This is a genomic window from Paraburkholderia sp. DHOC27 (assembly GCF_003429005.1).
Classification (GTDB): Bacteria; Pseudomonadota; Gammaproteobacteria; order Burkholderiales; family Burkholderiaceae; genus Paraburkholderia.
This window is the reverse complement of the sequence record NZ_QVQV01000008.1, coordinates 235672-254270: the sequence shown is the minus strand read 5'-3', so window position 1 is coordinate 254270 and position 18599 is coordinate 235672. Positions and strand designations below refer to the sequence as shown.

Annotated in this window: 15 protein-coding genes; 4 read left to right on the top strand and 11 right to left on the bottom strand. The window is 61.1% G+C overall.

The features are described from left to right. Positions 1-25: 25 nt before the first annotated feature. Entirely contained in the window at positions 26-460 is a 435-nt protein-coding gene (locus tag D0B32_RS25125; RefSeq protein WP_147329565.1) for a hypothetical protein, read from the bottom strand. A gap of 305 nt (positions 461-765) precedes the next feature. On the opposite strand from D0B32_RS25125, the gene D0B32_RS25120 reads away from it, so the two are divergent. Next, positions 766-1725 (top strand): HNH endonuclease, encoded by a 960-nt coding sequence (locus tag D0B32_RS25120; RefSeq protein WP_117337001.1) that lies wholly within the window; start codon positions 766-768, stop codon positions 1723-1725. A gap of 1239 nt (positions 1726-2964) precedes the next feature. Here D0B32_RS25120 and D0B32_RS25110 read toward each other — a convergent pair. After that, complete coding sequence (locus D0B32_RS25110) at positions 2965-3708, bottom strand: TIGR02391 family protein (RefSeq protein ID WP_117336999.1); 744 nt, start codon at positions 3706-3708, stop codon at positions 2965-2967. Between the two features lie 947 nt (positions 3709-4655). On the opposite strand from D0B32_RS25110, the gene D0B32_RS25105 reads away from it, so the two are divergent. Then, a complete protein-coding gene (locus D0B32_RS25105) occupies positions 4656-5753 on the top strand; it encodes a porin (protein WP_117336998.1) in 1098 nt (365 codons plus the stop codon). Between the two features lie 151 nt (positions 5754-5904). Here the strand turns inward: D0B32_RS25105 and D0B32_RS25100 are convergent, their stop codons facing one another. Next, positions 5905-6189, bottom strand: coding sequence for a hypothetical protein (locus D0B32_RS25100; protein ID WP_117336997.1), 285 nt, complete (start codon positions 6187-6189; stop codon positions 5905-5907). Positions 6190-6506: 317 nt separating this feature from the next. Between D0B32_RS25100 and D0B32_RS25095 the strand changes: the two genes are divergently transcribed. After that, complete coding sequence (locus tag D0B32_RS25095; RefSeq protein WP_259295129.1) at positions 6507-7589, top strand: AraC family transcriptional regulator; 1083 nt, start codon at positions 6507-6509, stop codon at positions 7587-7589. On the opposite strand, the gene D0B32_RS25090 is transcribed toward D0B32_RS25095, so the two are convergent. The 6 genes from D0B32_RS25090 to D0B32_RS25065 all read right to left on the bottom strand — a co-directional run bounded on the left by D0B32_RS25090 (position 7503) and on the right by D0B32_RS25065 (position 16331). Next, positions 7503-8819, bottom strand: coding sequence for an MFS transporter (locus D0B32_RS25090; RefSeq protein ID WP_117336995.1), 1317 nt, complete (start codon positions 8817-8819; stop codon positions 7503-7505). The genes D0B32_RS25095 and D0B32_RS25090 overlap by 87 nt on opposite strands. Positions 8820-8956: 137 nt before the next feature. Then, positions 8957-9556, bottom strand: a complete 600-nt coding sequence (locus D0B32_RS25085; RefSeq protein ID WP_117336994.1) for a LysE family translocator — start codon at positions 9554-9556, stop codon at positions 8957-8959. Between the two features lie 90 nt (positions 9557-9646). Further along, on the bottom strand, positions 9647-11368 hold the full coding sequence (locus tag D0B32_RS25080) for a ShlB/FhaC/HecB family hemolysin secretion/activation protein (protein WP_117337185.1): 1722 nt from the start codon (positions 11366-11368) through the stop codon (positions 9647-9649). A 65-nt stretch (positions 11369-11433) separates the two neighbouring features. Then, positions 11434-13911, bottom strand: a complete 2478-nt coding sequence (locus tag D0B32_RS25075; RefSeq protein ID WP_117336993.1) for a filamentous hemagglutinin N-terminal domain-containing protein — start codon at positions 13909-13911, stop codon at positions 11434-11436. Between the two features lie 357 nt (positions 13912-14268). Then, positions 14269-14916: a PQQ-binding-like beta-propeller repeat protein gene (locus D0B32_RS25070; RefSeq protein WP_117336992.1), complete on the bottom strand. Its 648-nt coding sequence runs from the start codon at positions 14914-14916 to the stop codon at positions 14269-14271. 110 nt (positions 14917-15026) lie between these two features. After that, positions 15027-16331: a helix-turn-helix domain-containing protein gene (locus D0B32_RS25065; RefSeq protein WP_117336991.1), complete on the bottom strand. Its 1305-nt coding sequence runs from the start codon at positions 16329-16331 to the stop codon at positions 15027-15029. 187 nt (positions 16332-16518) lie between these two features. Between D0B32_RS25065 and D0B32_RS25060 the strand changes: the two genes are divergently transcribed. After that, complete coding sequence (locus D0B32_RS25060; RefSeq protein ID WP_259295128.1) at positions 16519-17517, top strand: AraC family transcriptional regulator; 999 nt, start codon at positions 16519-16521, stop codon at positions 17515-17517. 20 nt (positions 17518-17537) lie between these two features. Here D0B32_RS25060 and tssE read toward each other — a convergent pair whose 3' ends face one another. Continuing rightward, the gene (tssE, locus tag D0B32_RS25055) at positions 17538-17960 is read right to left on the bottom strand and encodes a type VI secretion system baseplate subunit TssE (protein WP_117336990.1); all 423 of its coding nucleotides are present in this window, start codon (positions 17958-17960) and stop codon (positions 17538-17540) included. An 87-nt stretch (positions 17961-18047) separates the two neighbouring features. After that, on the bottom strand, positions 18048-18533 hold the full coding sequence (locus D0B32_RS25050) for an Hcp family type VI secretion system effector (RefSeq protein WP_117336989.1): 486 nt from the start codon (positions 18531-18533) through the stop codon (positions 18048-18050). Between the last annotated feature and the right edge of the window lie 66 nt (positions 18534-18599).

The window sequence follows — 18599 nt, the reverse complement described above, 5'->3', positions numbered from 1 at the left end:
GCGGAGGGTATGACCTCGAAACGTATCAGGTCTCCCTATACTGGGACGGCGAACCCCTTAGAACGCCATGAATAGCCACGACTCCTGATAACGTAATACTGGCCATCCACAGCCAGTATCCCGCCCCAAGGGACGATACGGGTTGCAAGGGTCCTCCTGATTCGGACGTGTTGACGCCCTGAAAGAGGAAGGCGTTGCCGACGGCGAGCGCTCCCACGCAAAACGCCAAGGCGAGAGCGTCGCTTGCCTTGCTTTGCAGAAACAACAATGGCCAAACTGGGATTATCAGCAGATTGGCAAGCCAGCTTATCTGCGCATTGTCGATCAACCCGAGAAAGCCGAATACAAGAATTGCCAATCCGGACCAGCAATTGTTTCCCTCATAGCAAAATCCGTTAAAGGGAAGCGAAATGACGAACATGAGGGCTAGCATTCCAAGCAGTTTTTTTCTTTGGTTCAACTTCTCGTCTCCTTACGGGCACCGGGTAGTACGGTTGAACGGCTGCTTGGGGGAAAACTGAAGGGGGCCACCACAACCTGACGTTCAGCGAGCGGACGAACCTGCCGCTGGTAAGACGGGATTACTCAGTTAGCGGCCATTGCTGGCGTGTGGCAGAACCGCTGCTATGCGTCGACTATCGCCGACCGCATCGGGCGGCAGTCGTCCGTCCGACATTTCATTCATTTGTGTTGTAAGCAGGCAGAACCGTATTGCGAAAAATGGCGCGCTTCACCAATATCATGCCCTAGCCAACGGAGACAGTCGTGCCAACTGAACGTGTATTTCGCAAGCCGGAGAGCTTTGAAGCTGAGCGTTTGAGTCGCGACGCGATCCGTCCGTTTCTCGAAAGCCGAGGATTCGCAGTGCTGTCTGACGAGCGGATCGTGCGAGGGGTTTCGCAGGCTCAGATTGTTACCGCGCGATCTGAAACGGGGGGAACGATCAAGATGCGCGTGCGGCTTTGCTGGCGGCATCGCGGTCCGGACGACCTTCGATTTTCGGCTGCCCAGCTGCGAGCGGACCTCATTGACAATGACTGGGATAAAACGCTCGACCAGCTCGTTGATCGTGATGTGAAACTCGGCATCTCACATGCGCTCATCTTCCAGCGCGTAGGCGAGACTGTCCCCTACGCAGCGCTTGTACCAATCGATCAGCTAGGTTTGATCTGGCGTCGTCAGGCGGAAGTAAGCGAGGAAATGATCGAAGCCGGACGCTTAGGACGAACCACGAAGAACCACGCAAAAAACGGCTCGAGTCCCACGGTGTATCTAATGGACAGCCGACACGAAGACGCGCATTTCGTGCCTGATGTGCTCTGGCAATGGCCGGGCGTACAGGATCTCGTCAAGATGGGTGACGTGAAACTGCGCGTGCTCATCGACGACACGTGGGACGACCTCTACGCGCCCGATCCTTCGGGTTATGGAAGTGATGGGGCAAGTGAGCGGACCGTGACGCGATCCGAAGTTAAGCGCGATCCTCGTGTCCGGGCTGACGTCGTCAAGCGCGCAGGTGGCAAGTGCGAACGCTCGACGTGCGGAGCGATCGCGCGATACAAGGGCTTTCTCGACGTTCATCACATCCTTGGCGTCAGGAATAGCGATCGCGTCTGGAATTGCGTCGCACTCTGCCCAAGCTGTCATCGTGACGCGCATTTCGCACCCGAACGCGACTTGATTAATGACACGCTTCTGGACTTCGCTTCCCGTTTCAGGAAATGACCGTCCGGCAGAGGCGGCGCCAGTCCGGCGCGTTCTTCTCGACAACGCCCTTCTCCCGGCCAGCTGTCCGGCTGCAGAACTCGGGCTCGAATAGGTAGTGGACCGCCTCGACCGAGGCCGTGTAAAAACACGAGAACTGGCAGTCTCTCGAGCGACCGATGCGGCCGCTCCTTCGCAGGTTTCTGTTGCTTACGACTGAACTGATTGCGCCACGCCAGCGAGGCACACGCGGGCGTGAGATTGCGCGCCCGCCAGCTTCATTGCTCGCAGTGTCTCTGCAAATCCTAGCCAAGCTCAAGCTGGCGATTCACTCGCGCCATAATTTCCGTAACGGTTTGATTCTCGTATCAACGAAGGTGCGTGAACGTCTGGTGCGATTCGTTTTAGTTAGGCGAGTCCCGAGAGAGGCCTTAAATTTGACAAACTTTGCAATCCTCGACGCCGCTGACCTTGGATGAACTAGATGTATCGAAGTGGGAGCGAAGATTTTCGAAATATTAAACGGCTTATGCTGATCGTATCGAGACCCAAGAGATAGAGCATGCATAACCTGATGAAGTTCTTCATTGCGATTAAGGAAAACATGATTCCGGCCTAAGTTGAGAGACATGAAATGGAAGTAAGGATGCAGAATGCCAGAATAATGCCGACAATTACAGGCCCCCAAGCACATCATATCATTTTCTGCTAAGCGAATATTCAAGCCGTCAATCATCTCAACCCAGAGCGCTACCAAAATAAACGAAAAAGGAATGAAGATGATAAGATCTAACGATTTAACGGAAAGTGGATTGACGATTGAATCGCCGTCGCCATAAAAGGTGCACATCGCAGGCCCCAAAAAGATGAGCAAAAAGATTCGCGTGTTCGTTTTTTTAAAGAAAGCTAAAGATCTCTGATAGCATTTTAAGTGCGGTAGGTCTGTAAGTTGACTTGAATTATCAGCTATTCTGCCTTCGGCGACTCGTGTACCTTGGGTTATTTAGCAAGCTTGCCGTCTACCCTAACGGCCGGATTGTGAAATTCTGGAGGCACTTATGGTGCGAGTGTTGGGCCGCACTTGGGCCGGGGCTGGGACGCGCCGAATCGTCAGCGGCATCGGCGTCGCTTGAAAAGCGACGCCGCACATCCGGCACCTGCTGGTGGGAAGCGGGCGGACGCGTGCCGCTTATTTACGGTCTTCAGACTCTGTTACCGAACTGTCGATGCTTCGCTAGCATCACGCGCTCCCGCATGGTGTCAATCCTCTACAAGAATAGCTTTGTCAACTTTGCTGGCTAGTAAACTGGCCAAAACCATATGCTCGGCCGCCTCCTTTTGCGTCAAGCCGTTTATGACGGTATGCGCTAAAGGATTGCGAATCCCAACATACGCGCCGACGAATATGTTTATGAAACCCTTTTGCTCGCTTCTGCCCGATTCAGTATCGAGCGTGCTCAAAATGAGCTTCGCGCCCTCAAGTTTGAAAACTTCGGTCACGAGCGCCTGTCCGTCCAACTGGCTCTGTGTGCGCGCCCTAATGTAATCAAATACCGCCGTCACTGACGTTTCCACTGCCTGCCTAAAATGATTCGTCACATAGAAGTCCCAAGCGCGGTTTGCGATAATCGGGTGAAGAAGGTTGAAGAGTGCTATGTTTGGGTCGTGTTGTTCTACCCGTGCGGTGATTAATTTTAGTCGTGCTGCCTCGCGAAGTGGCATGAGGTTAATCGTTATAAAATCCAAGTAGTCACTTTGATCCGAAAATTCGATCCGGCGCATTGTTTCTCGCGACCATTTGTAGGGAGGCATCTTTTCGTGCCACACGTCCAAAAACTGGTCAAACATTGTGGGCACGTCTGGATAACCTTTCGCGGCGTGAAGTAAATGTCTGCGACCAGGCCTGTCGATACCCTCTTCGCGGCCCCATAAGAAGCACGCCCTCTCGATCGCATCGAGTTTTTCACATGTCCTTGTGTACCAGTCGAACGCGGCACTGTCCATTTGTAGAGTCGGCGTTGTCTAAAAACTTATTTTATCAACGACTCAATGCTTTTCGTTCTGCGACCCATCTTGTTTCGGACGCTTACCAGACCAAAGGTCTAGGCAACAACGTCTGGGTCGGCAGATTGTCTGGATGGTGTGAGGTCACTACAGCGAACTCGAACGGTCACTCGCTCGTCTACGGAACGACGGGGCACTATACTCAGGCGGGTTTAGCGACGATGCGAATGGTTAATCCGGTACTTAAGTGCTAGCGCCTCTGAATTAAGCACAATGCTGTCAACGTTCTGCCCAGTTGAGGCACATTAACAGTGGCGCCCTCGCTCGCTAAGAAGATACCTGCGGAAGGAAAGTTGTCCGCTTCGGAGATTCTAAGTTCGTCGCGCACGGGCCGTCGGCTATAGATGCCACATCGGACGTTCAATGTCGATGAGAGCGTAGATCCGCTCCGGGTCGAAAGCAACCAGTTACGGTTACCTGCGCATGACCCGCGAGGCAGATGATCCGTTGACAGTGGCGGTAGGGCGGCCGATGGTGGCACCGCGAACCGGCAACTGCAAGCCGTGATATGTCGCATCGGGCCGGCGCTTTCCGGACGCGCCCCGACCGCTTTCTCCGGGCATTTTGTGCAGCTTCCAGAACTCTATTGCCGAGCAACAAACCCCGCTCCCCCTCCCAAGCACGCCAGCTCCCCATGCACCAATCAGGGGAAATACCGAACGATCGTCAACTTCGGCGCAAAGCCGATTGAAGGCCATCCGGCGGGCTTCACGCGGTTGGCTGCTATCACAACCCCTGTTGTAATCCAACGACATTTAAATGAAATAACTTTCAAATTATTGTCGTAGAAATATCATCCAACCGCACAAAGGGTTTTGCGCGTGAACCACGGCTCAAGGCCGGCACGGACAGCGACTCCATCCAGATACGCATAAGGGGAAATACCGGTGAAAAAGACGTCTATGGTGATCGGCGGGGCGCTGCTGGCTCTCGCGGCTCAATCTGCTTTCGCGCAATCTTCGGTGACGTTGTACGGCATCGTCGACACGAGCATCCGCTACCTCACCAATGCGAATGCCAACAACGATAACCAGGTTTCAATGGGCATTGGCCCGATTACCGGCAGTCGTTTTGGTTTTAAGGGGAATGAGGATCTGGGTGGTGGTCTGTCGGCAGTATTCCGGCTGGAAAATGGTTTTAATGCCTGGAATGGCGCGTTGGCAAGTTCGAATACGCTCTTTAACCGGATGGCTTATGTCGGGTTGTCGAGCAATCAATATGGCGCCGTCACGTTGGGCCGCCAGAATACGCCGCTGTTCGATCAGCTCGGCGATGTTTATGACCCGCTGACGGTGGGCAACTTCGACCAGGACGGCTGGCTGCCCGGCGCACTCGGCTACGGCCTGCGTGAGAACAACTCGGTCAAGTACAACGGCCAGTTCGGCGGTCTGAACGTCGAAGGCATGTACGCCTTCGGTAACGTGGCGGGCAGCACGGGCGCCAACAATATGTATGGCTTTACCGCGTCGTACGTGTACGCGGGCCTGTCGTTCGACGCCGGCTATCAGCAGAACAGCGACGCGGAGAACAACAAGTTCAAGCTGGTCAACGTCAGCGCGGTCTACTCGTTCAGCACGGTCAAGGCCTTCGCGGGCTGGCTGCATGCGCAGGACAACACCGGCATGGTCGATCTGTTCATGGCGGCCGCCAACTCGCCGGCGGCGAGCTGGTCCACGCCGGTCACGGGCAAGAACCGCATTGACGATGGCTTCTACGTGGGCAGCACCTGGCAGGTCACGCCGCCGCTGCTGCTGACCGCCGCGGGCTACTACGATCACTCGCGCAACGCGCTGGATGCCAACGACACGTCGATCAGCCGCGGCACCCGCTATTCAGCGGTGGCGCTGGCGGAGTACTCGCTGTCCAAGCGTACCGAGGTGTACGGCACGGTTGACTTCATCCGTGGCACGGGCGCAGCGCTGGCAGACTTTCCGGGCCGCAACAACCAGACCGGCGTTGCAGTCGGCATGCGCAACATCTTCTGATGAATGGATGGCCGGATCAGGAAGCCCATGCGGTCGACGGGCTTCCGCCTGAATCCAATAGAAAACAGGCCTGAAAACGAAAACGGCGCGCATCTCACGAAGCGCGCCGTTTTTGCTGCTGCTTTTTATTATGTAAGCCTGCTCAAACGCTTCAGGCTACCGAGCGCCCGCGCGACCTGAACAGTGCTTCTCTCTCAAGCCGGTCTAGCAACGACAGCACGCGGCGCCGCTGGCTGACGACCAGGTCGTGCGTTTGCGCCAATGCGCGCAGACGCCGCTCCCAATACTCATAGTCCAACTGGCTTTTATGCTGGAGTCCGTCACTCGCGGTGACGTACTGAACCATGCGTTCAAGATGGTCTAGCTCGATATCAGCGAGATTCGCCGAGCGCAAGCTACTGGTCTCGTTTGCTGTTTGTTTTTCTACCGCGTTCATTTCGGCCCTCGGAACATTCCTCGTCAACCTGCGATGGACCCTCTCATGTGGCGAGGCCACACCGGATGAATCGCAGTGACATAAGGTGCCGTAAATCTGGAATCTCTCAGTTCAACGCGAAACCCGGTTTTGGGGGTCTTCTTTTAATGAAGGATATTGCTAGTTCGCAAAAAGGCTTTACCATCCGTCTCAGTTTGGCCGGCTTTGCCCTCCAATCTTTTTGTCGTGGCGTCATCGCGATGACACGTACCGTTGCAGATGAGTGATTCCCTGGACTTATGACCCGGCGCCCGCCAACCGACCCACCGCCGTCTGAAGTGAACCTGCCCGCCTCGTTGCGCACGAGCAGTTTCAGCACGCGCACGCTCGCGACGGATCAGCAGGTGCTGGCGTGGCGCAGACGTGTCGGTCATGCCGTGGATGTGCCGCCCACCAGGGCGCAACTGAGCGATGGCTTCGGCGCGAGCATCGAACTGTTCGCGGCGGGCGACAGCATATTTACCGACGTGCGTACCGATGCAATGGTACTGGAGCGTCCGGTGGCGCGCGTCTCCACCGACGCACGCCGCGATTTCGCGTTTCACCTTTATCTGGAGGGGGAAACCGGCGAGGTCACGGGCATGAGCAAGAAGCGCAGCGCGCCCGGCTCGGTGCAGGGCATCGTGGCGTTCGATCTGAACCAGCCGTTCCGGGTCGAACGGCCGGCTTGTCGCGTGCTGACCCTGTTCGTGCCGAGACCGGTCGTCGAGGCAGGGCTACCGGACAGCGAATCGCTGCACGGCCGCATCATTCCATTCGACACGCCGCTCGCGCAGGTAGCGCTCGAACACGCCGTTGCGACGCGCCAGCGCGTGCCGACGCTCGGCGCGCAGAAAGCGGACGAGGCCTTCCGGCTCGCCGCACAGTTGCTGCTCGCCGCCTTCCGTCAGGACAGCAGCCTGACGGGCGCGGGCCGCGCGGCGTTGCAGGCGGCGGTGCTGGAGAGGGTGCGCCGTTTCGTGGATGCCAATCTGCACCAGGCCGAACTCACACCGAGTCTTGTCGTCGACGCGTTGCAACTGAAGCGCGCGACGATCTATCGCTGGTTCGAACACGAGGGAGGTCTCGGCGCCTACATCCGTCATCGACGCCTGCGTGAGGCCGCCGACGAGCTGGTGCGTTTCCCGCAACTGAAGGTGACGGAGATCGCCTACGGCCTCGGTTTCAAGAGCGCCTCCGATTTCACCCGTGCGTTCCGGCGTGCCTTCGACATCAGCCCGCAGGACATGCGCGTGCGCGCCCTGGAGATGCAACGCACGGCGCTTACGGAGTGGTCAACGGTGGGCGGTCCCGGCGGGTACGGAGCCGTCACTGGCGCCCGCCAGCCGTTCGGGGAACAGGTAAAGCGCGCCGAGCGATAAACCGTTGGCCGCCATCAGATACCACGCGGGCATCATGGCGTTGGCGCTCACGTGAATGAGCCAGCTCACGATGAACGGCGAGAAGCCGCCGAACAGCACCACACCGAGGCTATAGATCACGGCGAGCGCCGCCGCGCGACGATGCTGCGGGAAAGCCTCCATCATCAACACCGATCCCGCGCCCGCATTGTTCACCGCAAATGCTACGTAGACCGTAATGATGCCGAGGGTGGCGAGGTCACTCACGCCCCGCGTCAGCCACCAGAAGGCCGGCCACGCACCGCCAATGGCGATCGCGAGGGCCGCGTACTGGAGGGTCTTGCGGCTGGCGCGCCGATCGGCAAGCCGTCCGACGAGCGGCGTGACGATCAGAATGACGAGTCCCGAGCTGCACGCCGTGAGCAGGCTCAGGGTGGCAGCCCGATGCAAGGTGCCGACGAGGTAGGCGGGCATATAGAACACGGTGACGTAGATGCTCACTGACGGCGCCGCCATCATCAGCACACCCAGCACGAGGGGCCTGGCGTGTTCGCGCACGAGCTGAGCGGAGAGACGCTCGCGCGGCGTCGCGGGGACGGCTTCGAGCATCTGACGGCGCAGCAGCCAGCCAACCGGTCCGATCAGGCCGCCAATGAAAAACGGCACCCGCCATCCCCATTCCTTCAGCGCGGCCGGCGAAAGTAGCGCCACCGTGGCGGCTCCCACCAGCGCGGCGACCAATGCGGCGGCACCCTGGCTGGCGCCGCGCCAGCTCACCATGAAGCAGCGGCGGTGGTACGGCACGGATTCCATCAGCGATGCCGAAGCGGGGCCGATTTCGCCGCCGGCCGCGAAGCCTTGCAGAAGCCGTGCGACGACCATCAGAAGCGGTGCGGCGAATCCAATTGATGCGTAGGTGGGCAGGCAGGCCATCATCCAAGTGCCGACCGTCATCAGCATCAGCGCGACACTCATGCCGGCCTTGCGGCCACGCTGATCGGACAGACGTCCGATCCACAGCGCGCCGAGCGGCCGCATCACGAAGCCCGCTCCGAACGTGGCCAACGAAAGCAGCAGCGACGCAGCAGGGTTCGCGGAGGGGAAGAACAGTTGGCCGATCAGGACCGCGGAGAAACTGTAGACCGTGAAGTCGTACGCAACGAAGCCGTTGCCCGTGACGATGGTCGCGATGGTGCGGGTCAGGCCCGGCGTCGGAGAGGAGTCGGGCAAAGATTCAGCGGGGCGATGCATGATTGCTGCGAGTCGGTTGGGCGCGAAAGACAAAGCGCGTAACGGTAACAGAGAATCTCTGTCTTAACGGTCCGCACGACAAAAGCTTTAGCGCAACACGTGGCTCGCCGGTGGCGTTGCCTTCAGGCATCACCTGCCTAGTGCACCACCGCCCACACCAGCGACAACGAAAACCCCGCCAGAATGATCGACGCGCAACGCTGGACGTGCATCGGATTGATGCGCATGAGACGGCCGCTGCCGAGCGCCGCGCCAAAGCCGATCCATGCAAGCCCGCTTGGAATCAGCAGGGCGGTGAAAATCGTCATGGTTTCCAGATAGGCCGCGAGGCTCTGAAACGTGACGACGGGGAAAATCGTCCCGGCGAACAGGATGGCTTTGGGATTGAGCAAGGTGGCGGTGAACAGCGTCCGCAGACCGACGCTCTGTTGCGTGGCCGACGGAAATGCGCTGGCGGTCTGCCACATACGCACCGCGAGGTACGCGAGGTACAGGCTGCTCGCCAGCCGCAGCACGGCCGGCAGCCACGCGAAGGAAGCCGCGGCATGCGTGAGCACGTAGCCCCACACGGAGATCGACACCAGATAGCCCGTGAATTCAGCGCCAATCAGATGAACGGAGCGCCGTATGCCGCGCGTGAGACCGGCCGTCGCGAACAAGGTGTTGGTCGGGCCCGGCAGGAACAGCACGATTGCGGTGCCTAAGGCCATCAGCGCAGCACTTGAAGTTGAGAGCATGAATGGGCGGCAACGTGGCGGATTGAAGTTATGGGAGAGTATCACTTCATGCCTTCCGTTCCATGTCGGAGCCATGTCGGAGCGAAGGCGCTAGCTGCCCACCACGACATACACGATAGCAAGCGGCGACTTCGAACCGTTCGGCACGGCCGCGCGCAACGGGGCACTGAAGGTGCCGCGTACATTGACGTAGCGCGAGAACTGTAAACGCAGTCCCGCGCCGACGCTGATGAGCGAGCCGTTGTTGGGCTCGGTGGGTTCGTCGATGCGGTTCCAGACGTGCCCCGCGTCGAAGAACAGGAACGGTTGCAGCGCGACGCTCGTCGTGCCGAACATCAGCGGCGGGGTGCGCAATTCGGTCTGCAGATTCCAGCCGCGGTCGCCTTCCACCACGTAGGGCTCGTAGCCGCGCACGCTGCTGTCGCCGCCCAGACCGAGTTCTTCGCTCGGTAGCAGCGTGTCCGGTGTCCACTGAAACATGCCGTGCGCCGAGAAGGAAAAGCCTGCCGGCAGCGCAACGTCGTGTTGTCCGGTCAACTGCATGTAGGTGTAGCGTGGGCTTGCGCCGAGCCGCGCTGTGTTGAAGGCTGCGTCGTTGTCGTCGCCGTCCAGGTAGCCGGGGCTCATGACGAGCGTTGCGCTGGCGCTCGCCTGACCCAACGTGTCGCGGCCGTTGGCGTCGTAAGCCAGCACGAACTGATGGATGTGCGTGTTCGAATTGAACACCTGAAAGCCGCCGAATTCGAGGTCGTTGTTCGAGCGCTTGAAATCGTAGCCCAGCTGGATCTGTTGCTGCCACGCGCCGATTGGCACGAGCCGCCAGTCGTAGCGAAAACTCAGTTGTGCAGAGATTCCGGTTTGACCGAAACTGTTGGCGACATCGGGCGAGCTTTGCGCATACATGCCGAACAGTTCGACCCGATCGAGCCACGGCAGCGGCGCGCCGTAGTTGAATGAATGCGCGACGAACCGTGGACGATTCGCACCCCCGAAGATATCGGGGTTGCCGTCGAATACATCGGTGTTGGTCGTCAACTGATAGCCGATCTGCTGGTCGAGGCCGAACAGGTTGCCGTAGTCGATGCCCGCGAAGATCCGATCGCGGCCGAGCTGCGCCACGCCGTCGTTGTCGAACCCGGCGCTCACGCGCAAGGGCAGACGGTCTTGCGTTTCGAGCACTACGTCCGTGGAATCTTCCGCGTCGCCCGGTGCGTAGACCACGTCCACGGTGCGGTAGGGGTTCAGGTTCAGCAGTGAGAGGCCCGACGCAACATCTGTTTCGCGGATCGGCGCGCCGGGCGTGAGCGGCATTTCGCGCACCAGCAGACGATCCGGGAAATAGCGGTTGCCACGCGCGGTCACTTTGCCGAGGCGATAGTTCGCCACGGCAATCCGCACCACGCCGTTTGTCACGTCCTGTTCCGGCAGATACACATCGACGAGCGGTTGTCCTGCATCGCGATAGCGCTGCACGACGGCGCGACGGATTTCGGCAAGGCGGCCGAAGGTCATCGGTTTGCCGAGATCCGCCGCGAAACTGGCGAGAAAGTGCGCGTCGAGGAGCGGTAGACCCGTCGAGGTCAGTGCGCCGTCCGCGGCTTGCGCGACCGGTGACGTGGCGGAGCGATCGGTCGTGAAGGTCAGGCCATGCAAAGATGCCACCGCAACCTGCGCGGCGTTGTCCACCGGCGCGGCGGGCGCGGGTGCTGCGGATGGCCGCGCGGGCGCGGGAGGCGGCGATGGCGTCACGTCGCGATACGATTGCGCGGCGGCGGGCGTCACCCACGCCAGCAGCGTCAGTAACGCCGTCAACGTGGATAGCGCATCGAACCACGCATCGAGCCTGGCCTTGGCCGAATTGCCGCGACGCCGATCGTTCAAGGCTCAACTTGCCATCGCAGCACGGGGTACGTGGCCCCGGCCACGATGGCCCATGTGCCGTCGGCGCCAAAGTTCCAGCTCGAACCGTAGCTGGCGGGGTTGATCATCTGCGCGGAGGTCAAGCCGTTGCTGGCGGAGATGGCCGTGCCGATGCCGACGCCCGGTGCCGGCTGACTGCTGCCGTAGAAAAACGCGCCGGTCTGGGCATTCCAGAAGACGTTGTTCGCGATCGTGCCGACGTTCTGTCCGGCAATGGATCCATACGCGATCTCCGGCGACACCCCGAACGCCGTGGGCGACGCGGCAAACGACTCTTCGATCAAGCCCGCGTTGATCGCGACCAGACCGCCGCCGACGATGTTGGCGTTGATCTGGTTCGTGGCGTACGACTGGTCGATCACGCCGGTGGCCGAGTTCTCGCCGACCAGCCCGCCAGGCGTGCCGTGAGAGCCGACGAACACGGGGCCCGTTGCATACGACTGCGAGACCAGGCCATTGTTGAGGCCGACCAGTCCACCGACCACCGTCTGGTCGCCGACCTGCGCGCTGCTCCAGGAACGCTCGACGGTGCCGTCGTTCTGACCCACCAGACCGCCGCCGGACCCTTGGCCGAACTCGCCGGTGGTGACCATGCCGGTGCTGTAGGCGTGCGTAATCAAGCCCTGGTTGTCGCCGGCCAGAAGGCCGGTGGCACTAAAGAAACCTGTGGTCTGATCGTCGACAACCCCGAGGTTGCGCACGACGCCCGTGGTTCCGATCACCCCGAACAGGCCGGCATTGCCGTCCGCGAATGTGGACGTGGGCGAGGCAGCGGTGATGAAGAGATTGCTGATGGTATGGCCCATGCCATCGAACTGACCGGTGAACGGCGCACCGCCGCCAATCGCTACGAACGTCGTAGACGGCGCAGGGCTCAGGTTCGTGCCAAGTGCATAGTTGCCTGCCAGATTCAGCGCGACGTTATTCAGATCCGTCATGGAATTGACGAGCTGATACGCGGTGACCTGCGTGACGAGCCCGCTGAACGGCGCGGCGCTCCATGCGGTATTCGTGGTGATTGTGCCGGGCTGCCACGTGCCCGTCATGTCGTACAGCGCGGCGACGATACCCGTGCTTTTCGACCAGTCGATCGTGCCGTTGTTGACGACGCTGCCGCCGTTGTCGATGGCGCTCGCATCGGCGCGCAAGGTGAGATTGCCGCTGCCGTTGTTGGCGACGCTTGCGTGCGGCGCGATGGCGAGCGAGTGGTACGCATTCAGCGTGAGCGAGGCCGCACCGCTCCAGCGGATGCTCGACAGCACGCCCAGATCGCCGCTCGTGCCGCCGGCGCCGGTCGTCGTCACGGCCACGGAGGTGTCGTGCGACAGGTTGCTCGCGAGCGTGCGCGCGGTTGCGGCGTCGATCGTAAAGACGGGGGCGGTGAGATTCCATAGCGCGGCATCGACGGTTGCACCCGTCACCCGCAGGTTGGTGGCGCTCGTGTCCACGGTGCCGCCGCTGCCGTCCGCATTGGTCGCGCTCAGCGTGCCTTGCGCATTGACCGTGCCGCCGTCCGCCACCAGCCAGATGTGGCCATCGCGTGTGGCGGTGCCGGTGGCGCGCAGCGCCGTGTTGCGACCGGCGAGCGCGTAGATGTTGCCATCCGCGGCTTGCAGATTGATCTGGGCCGCCTGGATCGCGCCCGCGTTGAGCACCTGTCCATTGCTGCCGGCCTGCACGAAGACCTGCTGTGCGGACGATGAATCCTGCAACAGGATCTGGTTGCCAGTCGCGATTTCGGCGCTGCCGTTGGGCGCGCTGATCGTGCCGAGGTTGGCTACGGCCTTGCGTGAAATCAGGAAGACGTCGCCGCCGGTCGAACTGATGCTACCCAGGTTGATGACGCTGCCATTGCCGGTGCCGCTGAGGGTCAGCGCGCCGCCCTCCATGAACGCGGTGTTATCGGCATCCAGCGTGGAAGCAACGAAGCGCCCGCCCGTGGTGATCACGCCGCCCGGACCGACCAGTACACCTTGGGGGTTGATCAGATACACGCTGCCGGTCGCGCTCAGCAGGCCGTTGATCAGCGAAGGCGCGTTGCCGGTGACACGGTTCAAGGTGGCGCCCGAGCCGTTGTTGATGTTCACGTGGCCGCCGTTGCCGATCGAAAAGCTGTTCCAGTCGATCACGCCACGCGAGCTGGTCTGCGCGATGGTCAGCCCGGAACCGGCTGCGGTGATCGACCCTTGACCCTGCACGAACTGACCACCCTGCGGAAGTGGGGGCGCCGCCCGCGCCATGGAAAGCAGACCAGCCTGCATCAACAGCACGGCCAGGACTCGCGGACGGTGTTTGCGGCGGCCGACGCGTGACCGTTTCGCGAGCCGGTGGGAGCGGGTGAAACCTGGCCGTGTCAGACGGGTGAGATGAGCCAGATGAGAAGTAGCCGTAGAGACGGGGGAAGCGATCGCTTGAAACAGGACAAGTTGCTTCATATGCACCTCCAGGTGGGGGCGCGCAACAGTGCGGCCTTATGCGCGCCAACCGTGAAAATCGCAGGACTTTCGGTAAAAACGGCTTGGACTACTCAGGTTTGGCGAGAAGGTCTGACGGCGTATTCGATCTGATAAATAGCCTTCGCAAAGTGCGGTTTACCACTTACGCCTGGAGGGCGAATACCTAGACGGATTTGCTTGACGAGAGGGGGATTTTCGAGTGGTGCGCGCCCGTGAATCGAGCGCGTCGAGACTCACGGGCGGCGAGGCGGAGCGGGTGATCAGAGAGCGGTGATCAGAGTGCGGTCAGCGGATGCATATCATGCGGCAGTCTGGGCGGCGTGGTCGCCACCAGCCTCAACGTTCAGTACTACCCTTGGGACGCCGCACCGTTCTGATCGTGCCGCTGGTGGCGCCGCCGCAAAAGAAGCGTTCATCGCCATCGGATTCGAGGCCAGATACGATGGTGCCCGCCGGCATGTCGAGGCGCTCGAGGACTTTCCCCGTGTGCGGATCGATGCGCTGCAAGCCGGTTTCCTCGCCTTCCCATGTGCCGTGCCACAGTTCGCCGTTCACCCACGTGACGCCGGTGACGAAGCGGTTGCACTCGATGGTGCGCAGCAGCGCGCCGGTTTCCGGATCGACCTGATGGATTTTGCGCTCGCGGTATTGGCCGACCCACAGCGTGCCTTCGGCCCACGTGAGACCGGAGTCGCCGCCACCACCGGGCGCCGGAATCGTGGCCAGCACCTCGCCGGTCTGCGGGTCGATCTTCTGGATGCGGCTCTCGGCAATCTGGAACAGGTGCTTGCCGTCGAAGGCGGTTCCCGCGTGGGCGGCGACTTCGATTGAGCGCAACGTGCTGCCGGTTTGCGGATCGAGCGCGTTCAGGCGGTCGCCCGAGGCAAACCAGACATGCTGCCCGTCGTAGGTAAGGCCATGTACTCGCTCGATACCCGGAAAGGGCCCATATTCATGGATGATTTCAGCGGCGGAGCGTTTCATGCTGCATTCCTTATGATTGGGGAGGAGAGAGGTCCGGCCTGTGTGCGTTCAGCGGCCCTACACCTTGCCGATGACGGGGCGTTCCGTGGCACAGGCCCGACGACTTCATCCTAATCACCTGGCAGCGGAGGTGGGAGTAACAAGGCGGTCGCGAATCCGGGCATGGGCGGCGTCATCCAGCGGCGTGCGCGTCCCTGGCCGAACGATTGCACCTTGTCCGCCGAGGCGAGCGCGTCCAGAATCCGCTGCGCAGTGCGCTGACTCGCGCCGAGCGCGAGTGCCAGCGCGGAACTCGACCACGACTCGCCGTCCGCGAGTAAGGCGAGCACGGCCGCGTGCTTTTCTTCGACAGGACGCGTGAGCACTACAACCTCGACCATTTCCTGAGGTGGGTTTCGCATTGCATGAGTTTCGCGCGGTGCCGAGGGCCCCTCATGCGGGGTGTGCGCGTCATGGCATTTGTGTTCGTGCGGCACGAGCGCAAATCCGCGGTCCGTTGCGCGGATCGTGGCCAGCGGTGCGAGGACCGTGCGCAGCCTGCCGATCTCCACCCGCAGACGGGCCCGATGCGATTCGTCGGCATGCTTCGCCCGGAAGGCCAGCGCGACCAGCGCATCACGTGGCGCATCGCCGGGCCACGCTTCGGTCAGCGCACGGGCGAGCGTAAACAGCACCGGCCGCCGTGCAAGCGTAAGCATCGTTCCCGCATGCCATACACCGTGACGGCACGCATCGACGACGAGCGCGCTTGATGCCAGCAGCGTTTCGACCTCGTCGAGCCGCAGCGCGCGTGCCTCACCGTGCGCGATCAGCCGCGCGGCCGGCGCGTTCAGCAAGAGGCGCGCGTGATCGATTTCAGCCACGAGCGCAGGGATGCCCGCGTGCCCGGCGGCCAGAGTGGCGCGTTGCAGTGCAGCGCGGGCGGACTTCGCCTGCAGACGCCGCATGGCGAGCCCGGCCACCATCAACTCGTGGGCGGCACGGAGTGCGGGCGGGAAGGACGTGGGGTCGAGCGTGGCGAGCATGGTCTCCGCCTGATCGAGGCGCCCGATCAACAGCAGACGACGGACCTCGAGGTAGCGCGCATGAGCGGCGTTGGCGCGATCGCCGTGCGCTTCGAGCGTGGCGCGTGCGGCGTCGAGGCGTTTGCTGGGCCAGTGGAGGTCGCGCGAAGCGAGCGCAATCTCCGCTTCCGCGACCACGCAGCGTGCGCGGGCCACCGCTTCTTTCGGACCGAAGGCGCGCGCCGCACTGCGGATCAGCGTCTTCGCGCGTGTCAGCTCACCGAGCTGAGCCATCGCGATGCCGCGCAGCGCGAGCGCCGGTGCGTCGTCGCGCAAGGCCACCCGTTTCAGTGCGCCCAGCGGATCGCCCGCGGCGAGTGCATGCGCGGCGGCGGTGACTAGCGAATCCATGATCGGGTTGAATCACGCCACACGTGCCGCTCCCGCCGTTTAAGGGTCGCGACTAATCTAGCACACGCGTCACGCGTTGCCTGGCCTGCGAAGGGACGTGGATTCATGAGGCCAAGTCAGGAACCTGATTCGCGAGCCGTCCGGCTTATGACAAAATGAGCCAACTTCGACTATCGCATTGCGCGCATTGAACCCACCTACCGCCACTGTCTCCATCTCGGTCGTCAACGGTTTTCTCTCGGGCGCCGATCGTGCTGCCGTCGCGCGTCTTGCGGGCCGTTCGGGGATACCGTACGAGTTGTTGAGCAAGCCCGGCGCGCGGGTGACAGAGGAACAATTCTCGACGCTTTACCGTTTGCTGGCGGTGGAACTGGACGACGAAATGCCGGGCATTTTCAGCCGGCCGCTGCGCAGTGGCACGTTGAAGTTTCTTTGTCTGAGTCTGCTCGATGCGCCGAATCTGGGCGTTGCGCTGCACCGCTTCGGCCAGTTCTTTCATCTGCTGCTCGACGAATTCAGAATCGTGCTGAATCGCGACGACGCATTCGGTTACGTCGAACTCGTCGACAATCCGGCTGGACCCGCGGTGAGCACGTTGGGACGCGAGTTGATGCTCAAGCTGGTGCATGGTGTCGCGTCATGGCTGATTGGCCAGAAAATCGCGTTGGCCAAGGTGGATTTCGAGTTTCATCGGCCGGCGCGGGCGGGCGACCATCTGTATCTGTTTCCGGGCCCGGTGCGTTTCGGACGGCAAACGACACGCCTCGCTTTCGACGCCGCGTATCTGGATGAGCCGGTCAGACGCCGCAAGTCGGAACTCAAGGCGTTTCTGGGGCGCGCGCCCGAGGACTGGATTTTCGTTTCGTTCGCAGAGCAGATGGTGAGTCATCGGGTCTGGCGGCATATCGCCGACTGTTTGCCGGTGCCACCCACCATCGACGCCGTCGCGCGTCATCTGCACTACTCGGTGCGCACGCTGTGCCGCAGACTCGAAGCCGAGGGCACGACCTTTCAGGCCATCAAGGACGAAGTGCGCCGTGATATTGCGATCCAGCGGCTGACGCAGTCGCAGGACGCGATAGCGGCGATTGCCTACGACGTGGGGTTCGATAACCCGACGGCTTTTCATCGCGCATTCCGGCACTGGACGGGGAGTACGCCTGCGGCGTATCGGAATACGGGGTGAGGGGGCGGTGCATGTGCTGCTTAGCGTTCGCGTTCGATACGCTGCACGCGCATCCGGCCGGGCGGCTCGAAGTAGGTGCCAAAGCGCACCAGGCCGCTCTTCTTGAGATGGCAGATCATTTCGTAGCTCACCAGTATGCCAGGATCGGTCGTGGCGATGTACTCCACGTCGATAGACTGGATACGCGGCTCATACACGAGCAAGGTCGCTTCCATTTGCTGCTTGAGCAGATGTGCTGAAGCGGGCAGCGCCTTATAGATGTTCGTGAGATCTGGCAGCCCATAGTCGGGCAAGTGTTTCAGCGCGCCAGCGCGGGTATTGAGAATACAGCGGATATTCTGTTGGATGCTCAGAATCTCGAGCGTTCTATCGTCGTGTGCGTCGAGCGGTTCACCGCCGATCTGGCCGAGCAGCTTGTCGTATAGCGAAGGACCAACCGGCATCAGATATCCTCCGGGATGAAACGAAGCTAAGAGAAACTAGCGAAACGAAGCGAAGGAAGGCGGCCACTGCCGCCTTCCCGGCCGCGCTTACGAGCGTTCGTTCCAGCTATCGGCGTGAATGATGTTGCCGTCCTTGTACGACCACGTGATCTTCTCGTAACGCAGCTCGATTTCTTCCAGGTGGTTGTGTTTTTCGAACGCCGGGTTCTTGATGTCGTGCATCTTCGGCTTGACTCCGACCACTTTTACGTTGTCCAGCCTGGTGTTGAAGTATTCCTTCTCCTTGCCGGCGTCGTCGATCTTGTACCACTTGATTTCGATCGACTTCAACGTCTGGCCACTCGTGACGGCCTTATAAAAATACGGCGTCGACGAGTCGGTCTCCTTGGTAAAGACGATCGGCGCGTGCACGCGCGTGCCGGTCAGCTTGCCGGTGTTGGCATCCGTGGGGATACTGACGCGATGATCGAGCGCCACGACTTCGACACTGCCTTCGCGGCCCTGCACCGTAACGGAGCCCTTGACGTCCGCGCCGCCGTCGTCCTTGATCCACATGTATGCGGGTATGGCCATCTTTTCTTTCTCCTTCGTTTTGACTGCAACAAGCGTCCGGAGTCGACTCCGGCGCGCAACTACCCG

Bases quoted from the DNA above. Each gene is read 5' to 3' on its own strand.
- D0B32_RS25110 (WP_117336999.1), bottom strand. From the start codon at position 3,708: ATGGACAGTGCCGCGTTCGACTGGTACACAAGGACATGTGAAAAACTC.
- D0B32_RS25100 (WP_117336997.1), bottom strand. From the start codon at position 6,189: ATGAACGCGGTAGAAAAACAAACAGCAAACGAGACCAGTAGCTTGCGC.
- D0B32_RS25090 (WP_117336995.1), bottom strand. From the start codon at position 8,819: ATGCATCGCCCCGCTGAATCTTTGCCCGACTCCTCTCCGACGCCGGGC.
- D0B32_RS25085 (WP_117336994.1), bottom strand. From the start codon at position 9,556: ATGCTCTCAACTTCAAGTGCTGCGCTGATGGCCTTAGGCACCGCAATC.
- D0B32_RS25075 (WP_117336993.1), bottom strand. From the start codon at position 13,911: ATGAAGCAACTTGTCCTGTTTCAAGCGATCGCTTCCCCCGTCTCTACG.
- D0B32_RS25070 (WP_117336992.1), bottom strand. From the start codon at position 14,916: ATGAAACGCTCCGCCGCTGAAATCATCCATGAATATGGGCCCTTTCCG.
- D0B32_RS25065 (WP_117336991.1), bottom strand. From the start codon at position 16,331: ATGGATTCGCTAGTCACCGCCGCCGCGCATGCACTCGCCGCGGGCGAT.
- tssE (WP_117336990.1), bottom strand. From the start codon at position 17,960: ATGCCGGTTGGTCCTTCGCTATACGACAAGCTGCTCGGCCAGATCGGC.
- D0B32_RS25050 (WP_117336989.1), bottom strand. From the start codon at position 18,533: ATGGCCATACCCGCATACATGTGGATCAAGGACGACGGCGGCGCGGAC.